Annotated in this window: 9 protein-coding genes and 1 pseudogene; 8 read left to right on the forward strand and 2 right to left on the reverse strand. The window is 68.2% G+C overall.

Annotated features, from left to right (window positions below; all coding sequences use genetic code 11):
* Positions 1–202 precede the first annotated feature (202 nt).
* The 5 genes and pseudogenes from IE124_RS02640 to IE124_RS34610 form a co-directional block, all read left to right on the forward strand.
* The gene (locus IE124_RS02640) at positions 203–1,216 is read left to right on the forward strand and encodes a sugar ABC transporter substrate-binding protein (RefSeq protein ID WP_189504327.1); all 1,014 of its coding nucleotides are present in this window, start codon (positions 203–205) and stop codon (positions 1,214–1,216) included.
* Positions 1,217–1,510: 294 nt separating this feature from the next.
* Complete coding sequence (locus IE124_RS02645; RefSeq protein WP_189504329.1) at positions 1,511–2,506, forward strand: ABC transporter permease; 996 nt, start codon at positions 1,511–1,513, stop codon at positions 2,504–2,506.
* Positions 2,503–3,336 (forward strand): ATP-binding cassette domain-containing protein, encoded by an 834-nt coding sequence (locus IE124_RS02650; RefSeq protein WP_189504331.1) that lies wholly within the window; start codon positions 2,503–2,505, stop codon positions 3,334–3,336. The genes IE124_RS02645 and IE124_RS02650 overlap by 4 nt, the downstream gene beginning before the upstream one ends.
* Before the next feature lie 110 nt (positions 3,337–3,446).
* A complete protein-coding gene (locus IE124_RS02655) occupies positions 3,447–4,490 on the forward strand; it encodes a LacI family DNA-binding transcriptional regulator (RefSeq protein ID WP_189504333.1) in 1,044 nt (347 codons plus the stop codon).
* A 343-nt stretch (positions 4,491–4,833) separates the two neighbouring features.
* A pseudogene (locus IE124_RS34610) lies at positions 4,834–4,974 on the forward strand (Uma2 family endonuclease); the annotation flags it as partial.
* Between the two features lie 38 nt (positions 4,975–5,012).
* Here IE124_RS34610 and IE124_RS02665 read toward each other — a convergent pair.
* Positions 5,013–5,939, reverse strand: a complete 927-nt coding sequence (locus IE124_RS02665; RefSeq protein ID WP_189504797.1) for a hypothetical protein — start codon at positions 5,937–5,939, stop codon at positions 5,013–5,015.
* 310 nt (positions 5,940–6,249) lie between these two features.
* Here IE124_RS02665 and IE124_RS02670 point away from each other — a divergent pair, with 310 nt between their 5' ends.
* Both IE124_RS02670 and IE124_RS02675 read left to right on the forward strand, forming a co-directional pair.
* Entirely contained in the window at positions 6,250–7,116 is an 867-nt protein-coding gene (locus IE124_RS02670; RefSeq protein ID WP_189504335.1) for a PhzF family phenazine biosynthesis protein, read from the forward strand.
* Between the two features lie 79 nt (positions 7,117–7,195).
* Complete coding sequence (locus IE124_RS02675) at positions 7,196–7,351, forward strand: hypothetical protein (protein WP_189504336.1); 156 nt, start codon at positions 7,196–7,198, stop codon at positions 7,349–7,351.
* A gap of 97 nt (positions 7,352–7,448) precedes the next feature.
* Here the strand turns inward: IE124_RS02675 and IE124_RS02680 are convergent, their stop codons facing one another.
* Entirely contained in the window at positions 7,449–7,925 is a 477-nt protein-coding gene (locus tag IE124_RS02680) for an MmpS family transport accessory protein (RefSeq protein ID WP_229832050.1), read from the reverse strand.
* A gap of 1,317 nt (positions 7,926–9,242) precedes the next feature.
* Between IE124_RS02680 and IE124_RS02685 the strand changes: the two genes are divergently transcribed.
* Entirely contained in the window at positions 9,243–16,895 is a 7,653-nt protein-coding gene (locus tag IE124_RS02685) for a golvesin C-terminal-like domain-containing protein (protein ID WP_229832092.1), read from the forward strand.
* Positions 16,896–16,983: the final 88 nt, after the last annotated feature.

Consider the following 16,983-nt stretch of genomic DNA (forward strand, 5'->3'; position numbering starts at 1 on the left):
TTACGGGGGCCTTGAGGAAGCTCACGGAGAGCGCGCTCTCGATGTGAGGTGGTGCCGGCGGGCGGCGTTGCCGATTTGTGACGGCGCGAAGGCATTGACGTTTCCGGGTGATGGAGTTCATCATCCTCCGCAAGCAGTGTCAACGATGACATCTGTCAACGCTGACACCACCTCCCCGCCCTCGTCCCGCAGGAGATCAGCCATGCTTCGCAGAAACCGCACCCTCCGCGCCTCCGTCGGATTCACCGCTCTCGCCGCCGTCTCGGCGCTGACCCTGACGGCCTGCGGCTCCGGTGCGCAGGGAGGATCCGGGGGCGATGGAACCAAGGTCGGGCTGATCACCAAGACCGACACGAACCCGTTCTTCGTGAAGATGAAGGAGGGCGCCGAGCGGGCCGCGAAGGACAACGGCGTCGAACTCGTCAGCGCGGCCGGGAAGTTCGACGGCGACAACGCGGGCCAGGTCACCGCGATCGAGAACATGGTCAACTCCGGCGTCAAGGGCATCCTCATCACACCCAACGACTCCAAGGCGATCGTCCCCGCCCTTCAGAAGGCACGCGCCAAGGGCGTCCTGGTCATCGCGCTCGACAGCCCGACCGAGCCGCAGGACGCCACCGACGCCCTCTTCGCCACCGACAACGTCAAGGCAGGGGAGCTCATCGGCCGGTACGCCAAGGCCGCCATGGCCGGCAAGGAGGCGAAGATCGCCACCCTGGACCTCGCGCCCGGCGTCGCGGTGGGCGTGCAGCGCCACCAGGGCTTCCTCAAGGGCTTCGGCGTCGCGGAGGGCGACCCGTCGATCGTGTGCATGCAGGACACCGGCGGCGACCAGGCCAAGGGCCAGACGGCGATGGAGAACTGCCTCCAGAAGTCCCCGGACATCAACGTCGTCTACACGATCAACGAGCCGGCGGCGCTGGGCGCCTACACCGCGCTCAAGGCGAAGGGCCTGGAGAAGAAGGTGCTCGTCGTCTCCGTCGACGGCGGCTGCACCGGCACGAAGGCCGTCAAGGAAGGCAAGATCGCGGCGACCTCGCAGCAGTACCCCCTCGAAATGGCGTCCCAGGGCGTCAAGGCGGTCTCCGACTACGCCAAGGACGGCAAGAAGGCCTCCGGCTACACCGACACCGGCGTCACGCTGATCACCGACGCGGCCAAGCCGGGTGTCGACGCTGAGGACACCGCGTACGGCCTGGAGAAGTGCTGGGGCTGAGCCCCGGCGTCAAGGCGCGCCGCGGAAGCCGAACGCCCCCTAGGCCCTGTCGTCAAACTCCCCGCCTGCCCTGCGACGCCATGCACGCACTCTCACCGCACCGGGCACAGACCCGCGTACATCCAGTACGCGGGCCCGCGCCCGGCACGCCGAGAGCACGCACCTGACGCCGCAGGGCCCGCCCTTCGGGCGGACGACGGGAGTTTGACGACAGGACCTAGGGCGGACAGCCCTCCGGCACGTATCCCCTGACGCCCCCCGCCCCGCCGACCACCGACACCGGCAAGGACCACCATGACTGCCACAACCATGCCCTACGACCAGCTGAAAGGACCGACCAAGGTCCGCCGGCTGCTCGCCACACCCACCACAGGCCCGCTCGTCGCCCTGCTGCTGGCGTGCGTCTTCTTCTCCCTGACGACCGAGCAGTTCCTCTCCGGCGGCAACTTCTCGCTGATCGTCCAGCAGGTCATGGTCGTGGGCACGCTGGCCATCGGCCAGACCCTGATCATCCTCACCGCCGGCATCGACCTCTCGTGTGGCGCCGTCATGGCGTTCGGCAGCATCGTCATTGCCAAGGCGGCTGCCGAGGGCGGCCTGCCACCCTTCGTCGCGATCGCTCTCGGCCTGGTCGTCTGCGCGGTCTTCGGCCTGGTCAACGGACTGCTGGTGCAGCTGATCCCGCTCCCGCCGTTCATCGTGACCCTCGGCATGCTGAACGTGGCGTTCGCCCTCACCCACATCTACTCGGCAGAGCAGACGATCACCGACCTCCCGGCGCCCTTGACTGCCCTCGGTGAGACGTTCCCCCTGGGCAACACCGACATCACCTACGGCTCGCTCGTGACGATCGCCCTGTTTCTGCTCTTCGCCTACGCGCTGAGCGGCACGTCCTGGGGCCGGCACGTGTACGCGCTCGGCAACAGCCCCGAGGCCGCGCGGCTCAACGGCATCCGCACCTCCCGGCTCACGATCGGCCTCTACACCCTTGCCGGAGTCGTCTACGGGATCGCCGCACTGCTCCTGATCTCCCGCACCGGCGTCGGCGACCCGCAGGCCGGCCAGACCGACAACCTGGACAGCATCACCGCCGTCGTCCTCGGCGGCACCAGCCTCTTCGGTGGCCGGGGCGCCGTCCTCGGCACCTTCATCGGCGTCCTCATCGTCGGGGTGTTCCGCAACGGCCTCCAGCTGATGGGCGTCGCCTCCATCTACCAGACCCTGATCACCGGCGTGCTGGTGATCCTGGCCGTGACTGTCGACCAGATCTCCCGGAGGAAGGCACGATGAGTACTTCCGACGTCACTCCCGTGCTCCAGGCCCGCGGCCTGGTCAAGCGGTACGGCCATGTCACCGCCATCGACGGCGCCGACTTCGACCTCCTGCCCGGCGAGGTCCTCGCCGTCATCGGCGACAACGGGGCCGGAAAGACGAGCCTGATCAAAGCCCTCACCGGTGCGATCACCCCCGACGAGGGCGAGATCCGGCTGAACGGCGAACCCATCAGGTTCACCGGGCCGCAGAGCGCCCGGCAGCACGGCATCGAGACCGTCTACCAGGACCTGGCCGTCGCCGCCTCCATGGACATCGCCTCCAACATGTTCCTCGGCCGCGAACTGCGCCGGCCGGGCTTCCTCGGCAGTGCGCTGCGCATGCTCGACAAGAAGCGCATGCGGCAGGAGGCAGCGGCGCACATGGCCGACCTCAAGATCGGATTGCGGTCGCTCACCCAGCCGGTGGAGACACTCTCCGGCGGTCAGCGCCAGGCCGTGGCGGTCGCGCGTTCCGTCGCCTGGGCCAAGAGCGTCGTCGTGATGGACGAGCCCACCGCCGCGCTGGGCGTCAAGGAGTCGGGACAGGTCCTCGACCTGATCCGCCGAGTACGGGACAAGGGCATGCCCGTGGTCCTGATCAGCCACAACATGCCGCACGTCTTCGAGATCGCCGACCGCATCCACATCCACCGGCTCGGCCGTCGCGAGGCCCTGATCAAACCGTCCGACCATTCCATGGCGGAGGTCGTCGCGATCATGACGGGAGCGCTCAGGGTGAGCGACGATGGCGGTACGGTCGTTGCTGACGCGGATGCCGCCGAGGCGGCAGGCGTGTCCGCCCACTGAGTCGCCGCAGGGGCAACGCCGCGCAGACCACAGGGTCGCCGCACAGTCAGGACAGCGGGCCCGGCCCCGGGCAGGGGCCGGGCCCGCCGAACGCACAGGAACGGTGGAACATGCCCGCGAACCGTCGCCCCACGCTGGCCGATGTAGCCAAGGAAGTGGGCGTCAGCGCCAAGACGGTGTCGCGGGTGCTCAACGAGGACGGACCGAGTTCCCCGCAGACCCGCGAGCGCGTGCTCGCAGCGGTCGCGAAACTCGGCTTCCAGCCGAACCTGATGGCCCGCAACATCCGTGTCGGGGGCCCTGACACCACTGTCGGCCTGGTCGTGCCCGACCTCGGCAACCCGTTCTTCGGAACCGTCGCCGGCGGCATCGAGGACCTCGTACGCAGCCGGGGGCTCACCCTGCTCATGGGCTCCTCGGCCGAAGACCCGGACAGGGAACGGGCGTTGATCCAGACCTTCCTCGCCCGGCGCGTCAGCATGCTGATGGTCGTCCCGGCGTTCGGAGCCGACCACAGCGATCTCAAGGCACCACGCGCGGCCGGTCTGCCCGTCGTGTTCCTCGACCGGCCGGGAGTCGGACTGTCCGCCGACTGCGTCGTCAGCTCCAATCAGGCCGGCGTCCACGAGGGCATCTCCCACCTCATCGCCCGCGGCCACCGCCGGATCGGCTTCATCGGAGACCTTCCCGCCAAGCTCTACACCCGGCGCGAGCGCCTCGCCGGCTACCGCGAGGCCCTCGCCGCGGCCGGCCTGCCCTACGACCGGACCCTGGTGACCGGCGCCCACAGCCAGGATGAGGCCGCCGCCGAGACCACCGCACTGCTCGGCCTGCCGAACCCGCCCACCGCCCTCTTCGCGGCGAACAACATCATGGCCTTCGGAGTCATCGCCCAGCTCACCCTCGCGGGGCGCAAGGACATCGCCCTGGTCACCTTCGACGACCTCCCGCTTGCCGACGTCCTCGAACCGGCCCTGACGGTCGTGGCCCAGGACCCGGCGGCCATCGGCGAGGCGGCGGCCAGGACGGCCCTCGCCCGCCTCGACGGCGACCGTACCCGCGCCCGGACCATCACGGTCCCCACCCGTTTGGTGGTCCGCGGCTCCAGCGAACTGCTTCCGCGGCCCGCCGAGCAGGTACCGGCCGGGAGCTGAGTACCACCTCCATAGCGCCGCTGTCAGGGCACTCTCCGGCAGCGAAGAGGTGCGGCGTCCATCTCGGATGCGGAGCGACCCACATGCCTCCGGGGTTGCCGGTGAGGCCCGCTGCTGACGCGTGTCGACCGTATTCTGGGAGGCGACGGGAAGGAGCCGCTGATGAGCGTCGAGGCGATCACACCGAGTTCCCCGAGGGATACACGGTCTTCTTCGGCGCCGACGGGAAGGTGATCATGGCCCCTCGGAGCTTGGAGCATTCCACCACGATCAAGTCGTTGCAGTACGACACGATCGTGTCGCTCGGGCGCCACGCGAAGACCTCTCGGACGTCTATCTCGACTTGCCTGCGGACGAGAACTCCGCCCCCGATCTCGCGATCCTGCGTGAGGAATCCCTGAGGGTGGGCAAGCGCTACAGCTTCGAGGACGTCCTGCTGATCGCGGAGGTGGTGTCCGTCTCCTCGGCGCGCAAGGACTACGACGACTGCACCGCCAAGTACGGCCGCTACGGCATCCCCGTCTACCTGGTCGTGGACCCGCCCGGGGCGTTGAGGGCGGCGTTGTTCGTCACCCGGGTGTTGCTGAGCGTGACCGATCCCCCTCGGTTTGCGATGCCGCCGCCCTGTCTGCTGTCGAACAGCCCTTCGGTGACCCGGTTGGCGAAGATTTCACCCCCGGTCACCTGTAGCGTGCCGAAGTTGTTGATGCCGCCGCCGATGGCCGCGGACGTATTGCCGCGGACGACCGTGTTGGTGAGGTCGGCGGTCGCGTCGGGCGCGATGTTGATGCCGCCACCGTCGCCTCCGGCGGAGTTGTCGAGCACTCTGCTGTCGCTGACCGTCAGCCTCCCGTCCACTTCGATCCCCCCGCCCTGGCCGGCGAGGGAAGTGTTGCCGCTGACCGTGCTGTTGCGGAAGGTCGTGACGCTCTGGAGGTAGTCGAGGTATCCGGCGCCGTCGCCCCTGCTGACGTTGTGCATGAGGTCGCTGTTCGAGACGGTGACCGTGCTGCTCTCGGATGCGACGCCACCGCCGCCTTCGGAGGCGTAGTTATGGATGATCTTGCTCCGGTCGACCGAGAGCTGTCCGCCGCCGTGCACCCAGACACCGCCCCCGAAGGCCGTCGAGGCGCGGCCGTTCCGTACGGTGAGACCGCCGAGGCGCAGGTCACCGCCGGGCCCGCTGACCTCGAAGATCCGGAACTCCGGCGTGCCGGTCTGGGTGCTGCGCCTGATGGTGCTCCCGTTACCGATGAGTGAGATCTGGCTGGTGATCACCGGCAGGCCGTTGGAGTCGTTGTGCGGCGTCGTCAGCGTGTACTGGCAGCCGAAGGAGAGGACGAGCAGGCTCGGGCCAGGGGTCGCGTTCGCCCGGGCGATGGCGTTCTTCAGTGCGGTCTGCCCGCAGGGCACGAACTCCTGGGCCGCGGCGCTCGTCGGTGCGCTCACGACCGCCGCAACCGCCATGGCCGCCGTGGCGACCCCCGCGAAGGCGGTGCGTCCGGCGTATTCGGTCCCTCTTGCATGTCTCAGCACAGACGTTCCCATCCGATCGATGTGACTACTGAACGCAACATATGCGTGACACAGAGTGGCTGCACTTCGATCGCGATCGACTGGAGGGAGACCCGGCGACCCGGCGCGTTCATTTGACTCGAATTAGTCCGCACCGTCGCATCCAGCCATCCGGGCCCTGGTGCTGAACCATCCTCAGGACGGCGTGGGGAACAATCGGCCGGGCCGCGGAGTTGCGCCGATCATGACGACACGGCCCTCCATCCTGCGTTACACCGCGTTCTCCCTCGACCCTCTGGGCGGCAACCCCGCCGGGGTCGTCCTGGACGCGGCCGGACTCGACGACGACGCGATGCTCGCGATAGCCGCGGACCTCGGCTACAGCGAGTCGGCGTTCCTGACCGCTCCGCCCGAGGGCCTCGGCGGCGTGAGCGGGCGGGCCTTCACCATCCGGTACTTCAGCCCCAAGGCGGAGGTCCCGTTCTGCGGTCACGCCACCGTGGCGACGGCCGTCGCCCTCGGCGAACACATCGGCGCCGGCGACCTGGTGTTCGCCACCCGCGCGGGGAACGTGCCGGTGAGCGTGACCGAGGAGGCCGGAGTCCTGCGGGCCACGCTCACCACCGTCGAACCGCACATCGAGGCGATCGACGACGCGGACCTCGCCGAGGCGCTCGCCGCCCTCGACTGGTCCGCAGCCGACCTCGACACCGCCTTGCCGCCGCGCATCGCCTTCGCGGGCGCCCGCCATCTCGTCCTCGCTGCGGCGACCCGGGAGCGCCTCGCGGACCTCGCGTACGACTTCGCACGACTCGAAGCGCTCATGCGCCGACTCGACCTCATCACCCTGCAACTGGTGTGGCGCGAGTCCCCGACCGTCTTCCACGTACGCAACCCCTTCCCGGTCGGCGGCGTCGTGGAAGACCCGGCGACCGGCGCGGCGGCCGGCGCCTTCGGCGCCTACGCCCGTGAACTCGGCCTGGTCCCGGACGCCTCGGTCCTCACCCTCCACCAAGGCGCCGACATGGGCCGCCCGGGCGTCCTGACAGTGGAACTACGCGAAGGCGACACACGGGTGCGGGTCAGCGGAACCGGCACGCGCATCGCCTGAGCGGCAGAGCCCGTACACCACGCCCTCGGGGACGTACACGATCACCGAGGGCTTCGGTGTCGAGTCCGGCGGGACCGCCATGCCGTACACCAAGGCCGACGACCGCCACGGGTGGGTGCAGGACCCGGAGTCGACATTCGACCACCAGTCGCACACGGCGGAGGACGCGGACTTCCCGCTCGCCGAGTCCGGCGACCGAGGCAGCGAGCACCTGGCCTACTACCCGACGCGGTAAGCCAAGGCGCTGGTCGTCGACTTCGACCGGCCCGCCGCGCCCGGCCGCTTGGCGTCGCGCGGCGGTCGCGGAGAGGGCGCGCGGCAGGGCCGCCTCGTCACGCCTCGGGGTCGCCAGGGGGCAGTGCGCCCGTGCACGTGGTGCGGCCGTACTCGCCCATGGCGGTGGCGCGCTGGACGTGCTTGCCGTGGATCGCCAGTGTGCAGGTCGCCCGGCCGCCCTTTCCGTCGAGGACCACGGCGACCGTCGGGGTCTTGCCGAGGGGTGCCCGGACGGACTTCTTCCAGGGGAGGGTGACGGCCTTCTCCACTGTGGCCGTGCCGTCCTCGCTGCGGGCGAGGTAGGAGATCTCGGCGGTCCCCGTTCCCGTGACCTCGTACGTCACCTCGGCCGTCGGCACGGCGCGCGGCTTCGGCGGCTCGTCGGTGTCGAGCGTGCCGTAGCCGACGAGTCCGGAGCAGGCGAGCAGGACGACGGCGGCGATCAGCAGCCCCCGCCGGCGCGGGGAGCCTTCCGTGCCCTCGTTTTCGTTCCCCTTCCGCGCAGCGTTTTCCGCGAGTTCATTGGACGGCATGACAGGGCCCGGCTTTCGTCGATCGGAAGGTGAACGCGTGGTTATACACCACGTCGTCGCTGCATTGCGAGCGAGCGGAAGAATCGGGCGAACCATGCGCCTTCGGCTCGTCGATTGTCCCTTTATGTCGCCGTGGTTGACGGAGCCCCGCGAAGGTGGTTAGAAAGCCCGCTGCAACGCTGTGACCTCGGGGTTCGCGCTTCCGTGTAATCACTTCGCATTGCTCAAAGCTGGGCGGAAACCTCCGCGCCGGCTCGTTCGGCGTGCCCAAATGACGTGCATGAATCGGGTGCGCCGATACCGAAGGGTATTGAGGTGAAAGTTCCGTACGGGAGATATCTCTCCTGTCTGGTCGTATCGGCGGTAGCGGGCACGCTATTGCCGCAGATCGCCTATGCGGCCCCGCAGTCGCCGGAGAGGAACGGCGACGACAAGGGCGTTTTCGACACGGTTTCGGGCTGGTTCTCGGACGACGGCGACGGCGAGGCGAAGGCCCCGGCCGGCGGGAACCTGGAGATGCCCAGCCGGGAGAAGCTGCCGAAGGGGGAGAAGCTCCCGAAGGCGAAGCGGATCAAGGAGCTGACGGGCAAGCGCACGTCGCAGGCGCGCTTCTGGCAGCTGTCGGACGGCCGGGTCGAGGCCGAGCTGACGGCCGTGCCGACGTCGTACCGCTCCGGGGCGACCTGGAAGCCGGTCGAGACCGCGGTGCGCGCGACCCAGGACAAGGGCTTTGATTTCGCCAACACCACGAACGCGGGCAAGAGCTGGTTCGGCTCCGACGCCGGACGTTTCATGCGCTTCGAGGCGGAGGGCGGCGGGGCGGTCTCGTTCGGCCTGTCCGGAGCCGGTGGGCTGAAGCCCGAGGCGAAGGGCGACCGGGTCGTCTACAAGGACGCCGTCGGCGGCGCGGACCTGTCGTACCGGATCGGCAAAGGCCAGGTGAAGGAGGACATCGTCCTGGCCGAACGCCCGGCCGGTCCGGTGTCGTTCACCTTCACCCTGGACACCGAGGGCGGCCTCACGCCGAAGACCCGCGAGGACGGCTCGATCGCCTTCTTCGGCGAGGCGCCCGGCACTCCGGTGATGGTGATCCCGGCCCCGTACATGACGGACGCCAAGAAGGATCCGCAGTCGGTCACCGGTGGTACGTACAGCACCAAGGTCACCCAGAAGCTGGCGAAGGACGCCGACGGCAAGGGGTGGAAGCTGACCGTCACGCCGGACGCCAGGTGGCTCGCGGCGAAGGAGCGCCAGTACCCGGTCGTCATCGACCCGACGATCACGATCACGCCGATCGCCTCGGTCTCCGAGGACACGATGGTCCTGTCGGACCAGCCGGCGGTGAACTTCAACAACACCTGGAAGCTGTCGGTCGGCAAGACCGACACCGGCATCGCCCGCTCGCTGATCAAGTTCCCGATGAGCGAGATCCCGGCCGGGGTGAAGGTCGACGCGGCCCGCCTCAGCCTGTACTACGACCAGTCGCACACCACCAACGCCAACGCCGTCGCCCTTGAGGCGCACCGGGCCACCGGGGCGTGGAGCGAGGCCGGCGCGACGCCCGCGACCTGGAACAACACCAGCGCGCTGGTGGGCGAGCTGTCCGGCACCACGGTGCAGCTGGACGACGGCGAGGCCGGTACGGCGGCGGTCGGCGAGTGGCCGCGATCCACCACGACCGGCGGCGCGGCGACCAACGACGACTACGCGTACAACAAGAACGCGCTCGCGGGCGAGTCGTACACCTGGCAGCCGAGGGTCCCGGAGACGGACACCTACCGGGTGGACGCCCACTACCCGGCCGCGGCGGATGCGGCCACGGCCGCCCCGTACACCGTCACCCACAACGGCGGCACCAAGAACTACACGGTCAACCAGACCGGCACCGGCGGCGTCTGGAAGACCCTGGACACGACGGAGCTGAGCTTCGCCAAGGGCAACGCCGGGAAGATCGTCCTCGGTGACACCGGCTCGGCCACGACCCGGACCCTCGCCGACTCGGTGCGGCTGGTGAACCCCTCCGAGATCACCAAGGCCGCCTGGGACTACAACAAGTGGCACGACTTCCCCGTCGCCGACACGGTCCAGAAGTGGGTCTCCGGCACGGCCACCAACCACGGCTTCGTGCTCAAGGCCAAGGACGAGTCGGGCACCGCGCCGACCGGCGGCCCGCGCTACGAGGCGGCCGACGGCAACACCTACGGCGACGAGACGTCCACCTACCCGCGCCTGACGGTGACCTACGGCGCCGTCGGCACGTCGCTGAACTCGCCGACCGTGGTCCACTCCACCGGCCCGGAGCTCTCGTGGCCGGCCTACGCCAACGGCAGCGGTGACACCGGCCTGAACATCGTGGAGTACCAGCTGCACCGCTCCACGCAGCAGGTCTTCACGCCGTCCGCCGCCACGCTGATCGCCCCGATCGCGTCCACGGCCACCGCCTACACGGACACCACCGCGGTGCCGACCCCGGACTCCAGCTCCAGCGAGATCGGGAAGTCGTACTACTACCAGCTCGCGGTCAAGACCGGGAACGGTCAGCTCCTCGGCTCGCCGACCCGGATCGTGGGCATCCCCAAGGCCGGCCGGACGATGAGGATCATCCAGGCCGGACAGGTCGACACCACGCTCTCCTCGCAGCAGCCGACCGTCAACCACGACGGCCTGGTCTCCGGCAAGGCGCAGACCTGGCTGAGCGTGGGCAACAACTCCGGTACGTACGGCAAGACCCGCGCCGCCCTGAAGTTCCCCACCACATCCATCCCCACCACCGCCACGGTGCTGGAGAACAAGATGTACATGTGGGGCGCGGAGACCACCAGCACCACCAACGGCGCGGTCTACGAACTCCACTCCCTGACCCGGGACTTCACCGAGACCCAGGCCACGTGGAACAACGCCGGCTCGACCACCCCGTGGACCACCGCGGGCGGTGACTTCTCCGCCGCCGTCTCCGACACCGTCCCCCAGATCACCGACGAGGTCGGCCGCCACTGGTGGGACGCCACCGGACTCATGCAGTCCTGGGTCAAGACCCCCGCCAACAACAAGGGCGTCCTGGTCAAGCTGAAGGACGAGACCACCACCGGCCCGCAGGAGCGCACGCTGTTCCTGTCGTCCGAGGCGTCCGACCCGCAGCTGCGGCCGTACATGCAGGTCATCTACGTCGACGCGACCACCGAGGACACCTACTACGCGCCGACCACCCCGGCCCGGATGACCCCGAACACCACCTACACGGTGGAGTTCACCGTCACCAACACCACCTCCGCGGCGTGGGCCGCCGGTGAGCGCGAGCTGTCCTACACCTGGAAGCTCCCCGACGGCACGGACGTGACGACGGGCGGCAACCAGCTCAGGACGGCGATCCCGGCCCTCCTGCCGGGCAAGTCCGCCACCGTCCAGGCGCAGGTCCAGACCCCGATCAACTCGGACTCCGGCAACAAGCGCAACGAATACGTGCTCGGCTGGGACGTCCGCAAGATCTCCGACGGCAGCTGGCTGTCCGCCGGCACCGGCGGCATCCCGTCGCTGAAGCAGAACGTGGCGGTCGAGGACCCCACCTCCAACAGCCTCGGCCTGGAGAAGTTCTACGGCTACACCGGCAAGAACACCGGTGCCGGATCCACGGTCATGAACAACCTGGCCTCCGGCAACAGCGTCTGGCAGTACAACGCCTTCAGCAACCCGGGCCGGGGGCTGAGCACCTTCGTCCGGTTCGCGTACAACAGCCAGGACACCTCGGACACGGTCGCCGGTCACGGCTGGTCGATGCAGGCCGCGGGACCGATCCGGCTCGGCGCGCCGCTGGACTTCCATCCGAATCCGAATCCGACGGAGATCCGGCTCCCGGACGGCGACGGCACCACGCACGTCTTCCGCAAGCAGGCGGACGGCACGTGGAAGGCCCCGGCGGGCGTCCACTACAAGGTCACGATGAAGGCGGGCCTGGACTGCAAGCCGACCAAGGACCCGGTCCCCGATGCCTGGACGCTCACGCGCCCGGACGGCACCCGGTTCCTGTTCGGCTGCGACGGCTACATGACCTCGACGGTGGACAGGAACGGCAACACGCAGACGTTCACCTACGAGGAGCGCAAGTCCAACAACAAGCCGACCAAGTTCCTGACCTACATCACGGACCCGGCCGGCCGACAGACGCTCACCGTCGACTACTACAAGAAGGGTGACGCGTCCTACGAGTACATCAACGACCTGGGCGCGAAGGTCACGGGATCGAACCTGACCAACACCAAGATCTACGACCACGTGAAGTCCATGACGGACATCTCCGGCCGCAAGATCGCCTTCTATTACACCGCCAAGGGCCTGCTCGGCCAGACAACCGACGGCGTCGGCTCCAGCCAGCCCAAGGACTTCAGGTTCACCTACGACGCCACGCAGGGGAACAAGAACGTCAAGCTGGTCGAGGCCACCGACCCGCGCGGCAACGCCACCCAGCTCGCGTACCACGCGCCGCAGGCCGGTGACGACCCGAAGTACCACTGGTGGACCAAGACGATCACCGACCGTCTGCAGGGCACCACGGGCTTCGCCTACGGGGTGAACGCGGCCAATGCGAAGTTCACCGACACCGAGGTCACCGACGCCGAGTCCCGCGTTACCGACCACGTGACGGACGACTTCGGCCGTCCTGTGCAGACGACGAACGCCAAGTCGCAGACCACGAAGATGTCGTGGGACGCCGACAACAACGTCACGTACCTGGAGGAGGCCAACGGCGCCAAGACCGCCTACTGCTACGACCAGAAGACGGGCTACCCCCTCTGGTCGCGTGACGCGGAGAACAACAAGGCCGGTGTGCCTGCGCCCGCGGACTGCGCACCGGGAACCTACCCGGCGAACTCCTCCCGCTACGGCTACCAGACCCGCCTCGACGGTTTCTCGGCCGACCTCTCCACCAAGACGTCTCCGGAGGGCCGCACCTGGCAGTTCGGCTATGACGCGTTCGGCAACCTGAAGACGGTCACCGACCCGAAGGGCGTCGCCACCGCGACGGCGGGCGACTACACCACGTCGTACGCCTACGACTCCTACGGCCGGCAGACCAAGGCGACGGACGCCAACGGCAACCCGACGACCAACGGTGACTTCGGGCCGACCGGATACCCGGCGACCATCACCGACGCACTGGGCAAGTCCACGACGTACGCCTACGACGGGCGCGGGCAGGTCACCGAGGTGACCGACGCGCTGGGCAAGAAGACCACGCAGACGTACGACACCTACGGGCGCCCGCTGGTCAGGACCGTTCCGAAGGACCAGGCCGCCGGCGTCCTGATCACCACGCCCGCTCCGGTGTACGACGCGAACGACAACGTCACGTCCTCCACCGCGGTCACCGGGGCCGTCTACACCGCGGTCTACGACGCGGCGGACCAGGCCGTGTCCACGTCCGACCCGAAGGACACCGCGGCTTCGGCGGCGCGGACCACGAACTACACCTACGACAAGGCCGGAAACGTCCGGACCGTCACCGAACCGAAGGGCACGCTGACGGCGGCGGATCCCTCGGACTACGTCACGACGCTGTCGTACGACGAGATCCACCAGCTCACGACGGTGCAGGACGCCGCCGGGGACAAGATCTCCTACGCCTACGACAACGTGGGCAACGAGACCCTGGTCGTCGACCCGAAGAAGAACGCCACCGCAGACACCACCGACTACACCTCGAAGACCGACTACGACCTGAACCACCGCGTCGTCTCGGTCACCGACCCGGCGGGGAACACCACCCGGCAGTCCTATGACAAGGACTCGCTCGTCGTCTCGACGACGGACGCGGAGAACAACACCACCACCTTCACCTACGACGAGCGCGGGAAGCGCAGCGAGGCAAAGGTCCCGCACAAGAACACGGCTCCGGTCACCTACCGGACCACGAAGTACGAGTACGACCAGGTCGGCAACACCACCAAGGTGATCACGCCGCGCGGCGCCGAGACCTCGGCCGCCGACGACTTCGCCTCGCGGACCGAGTACGACGCGCTGAACCGTCCGGTGAAGCAGTTCCAGCCGTACGACCCGAGCGACACCCGCTACAACGACCCGAACGTCTACATCCAGACCTCCTACGACGCCGTGGGTCGCGTGGCCACGTCCTCGCTGCCGCCGTCGGAGGGCCAGACGGTCCGCAGCGACACGGACTACAGCTACTTCGACAACGGCTGGACCAAGTCGTCCACCGACCCGTGGGACATCTCCACGACCTACGACTACAACGAGTCGGGCCAGCAGACGGCCCGCACGCTTGCTTCCGCCGGTGGCTCCTCGAACCGGACCATGACGTGGTCGTACTACCCGGACGGCAAGATCCGGTCCAAGGCCGACGACGGTGTCCCGGTCGGCAGCGCGGTCGTCCTGGTCGACAACTCGGACACCCAGAACACGTCCGCGACGGGCACCTGGAACAGCGGCGACATCGTCGGCCAGCACGGCTACGACCACCGCACCCACGCCGCCGGCACCGGGACCGACGCCTTCAGCTGGAAGCTCGGCATCCCCAAGGACGGCACGTACACCGCGTACGTGAAGTACCCGAAGGTCACGGGCGCCGCGACGTCGGCGAAGTACACGGTCAAGCACGCCACCGGCACGGTGGACGTGACCAGGGACCAGTCCGCCGCCACCGGGACCTGGGTCAGCCTGGGCTCGTACACCTTCACCCGGGGCAACACCGCCGAGCTGAAGCTGGCGCAGAACAGCGGCGGCACCGTGGTGGCCGACGCGGTCAAGCTGGTCCGGGACACCGCGGGCGAGACCGACGCGGAGAAGCACAGCTTCTCCTACGCGTATGACGTCAACGGCAACATGACGTCGATCGACGACACCTCCTCCGGTGCGAAGGTCGACGCATACACGATCGCCTACACGGGCCTCAACCAGGTCCAGAAGGTGACCGAGGCCCTGTCCGGCCAGGAGAAGAAGGCGACGTCCTACACGTACGACGCCAACGGCCTCACGGACACGGTCACCCATCCCGACCAGCACTCCGCGTACGCCTACGACCCGCGTGACCTGGTCAAGACCGTCACGGTCGGGAAGACGGCCACGGACACCTCGCCGAAGGTGACCTCCTACACGTACACCGCACGCGGCCAGAAGCTGAAGGAGACCAAGGCCAACGACAACACCGTCGACTACGGCTACTTCCTCGACGGCGCGCTCAGGTCCACGTCGGAGAAGAAGGCGAACGGCACCCTCGTCGCCTCGCACACCTACGCCTACGACGCCAACGGCAACAAGGCGCAGGACGTGGCGAGGAAGATGAACGCCGACAACCACACGGCGTACCTCGACTCCACTACCGACTACACCTACGACCCGGCCGACCGGCTGGCCCGGACGGTCAAGACGGGCAACGGCGCGGGTACGGATTCGTACGTCCACGACGCCAACGCCAACGTCATCAGCCAGACGGTCAAGGGAACGTCGACCACCTTCCACTACGACCGCAACCGGTTGCAGTCCGCTTCCACCTCGGGGCTCACCGCCGACTACACCTACGACCCCTTCGGCCGCCAGGAGTCGGTCACCAGCGGCGGACAGGTCGTCTCCCGCACCGTCTACGACGGATTCGACCACGTCGTCGAGTCCCAGAAGATGGACGACACGGGTGCCCTGAAGTCGACCACGTACGCCTTCGATCCGCTGGACCGGACCGCTTCGAAGACGGCGGGTGGAGAGACGACCGAGTTCACCTACCTCGGCCTGTCGAGCGAGGTGCTGAACGAAGAGGTCGCCGGCGAGCTGACCAAGTCCTACCAGTACAGCCCGTGGGGCGAGCGGCTCTCCCAGATCAAGCACAACGCGGACGGCACGACCGAGGACTCGTTCTACGGTTACAACAGCCACACCGACGTGGAGACGCTGACCGACGGCGCCGGCGACACCAAGGCCACGTACGGCTACAGCGCCTACGGTTCCGACGACACGTCGGAGTTCACGGGTGCGGACAAGCCCGACCCGGCCGCGCCGGGCAAGGAGGAGTACAACCCCTACCGGTACAACGCGAAGCGCTGGGACGCCCAGTCCGGCACTTACGACATGGGCTTCCGCGACTACGACCCGGGCCTGAACCGATTCACCACCCGTGACATGTACAACGGTGCCCTGGCCGACATGGGCCTCGGCAGCGACCCCTACACGGGCAACCGTTACGCCTTCACCGGCGGCAACCCCGTCAGCCGTGTCGAGCTGGACGGCCACTGCTTCGGCTGGGGCTGGTGCGAGGACGCGGTCGATGCCGGCGGGGACGCCCTGGACTCGACGCTGGACTGGGTCGACCACAACTCCGACGCACTGCTCGACGCGGGTGGCAGCCTGCTCGAAATGGCCGGTGGCATCGGCTCGATGGCCGGCGGTGCCACGCTCATCGCCGGATCCGTCGTCGGGTGCGTGGCGGGTGCGATTCCGACGATCGGTACCGTCTGCATCGCCAGTGCGGCCGGTGTGGTCGGCGGAGCTTCCCTCATCACCGCGGGTGCGTTCCTCTCCGTGCACGGTGCGATGGGGCTCGGAGACAGCATCGCGCGGATGGAGAGCACCGACGGAGGTGGCGGCTCCGGATCGTCCACGACTCCCGAGGTGGGGTCCCAGAACCCGGACGTCACGTGGAGCACGAAGGAGTACGACGGCTGGCAGCACACCCTCGACAGGCACCGGATCGGTGGCAAGGAGTACGACGCGGAGGACAAGGGTGCCTTCATCGGCAAGGAGAAGAAGGTCAAGGCCTGGATCCAGCAGGTCGTGAAGAACAACGAGGCGCAGAAGAACACCGACGGCCGTGACGGCTGGGTGTACGAGGGCCGAGTCAACGCCGGCACCGAAGGTGTCGGAATTCTCAGCGACAAGCAGAGTCGCGGTATGTCCCACAAGACGGCATACGGGATCAGGGTCATCCTCAATCCTGACGGAAGTCTGCGGACTGCCCACCCCATTCCGTAGTCACTCTGCGTGATAGCGTCCCATTCATGCCTGTGCCCGGCGGAATTCCGCCGGGCACAGGCGGCCGACCGGCCACAGAATCGAAAGG

Source organism: Streptomyces narbonensis (genome assembly GCF_014649015.1).
GTDB lineage: Bacteria > Actinomycetota > Actinomycetes > Streptomycetales > Streptomycetaceae > Streptomyces > Streptomyces narbonensis.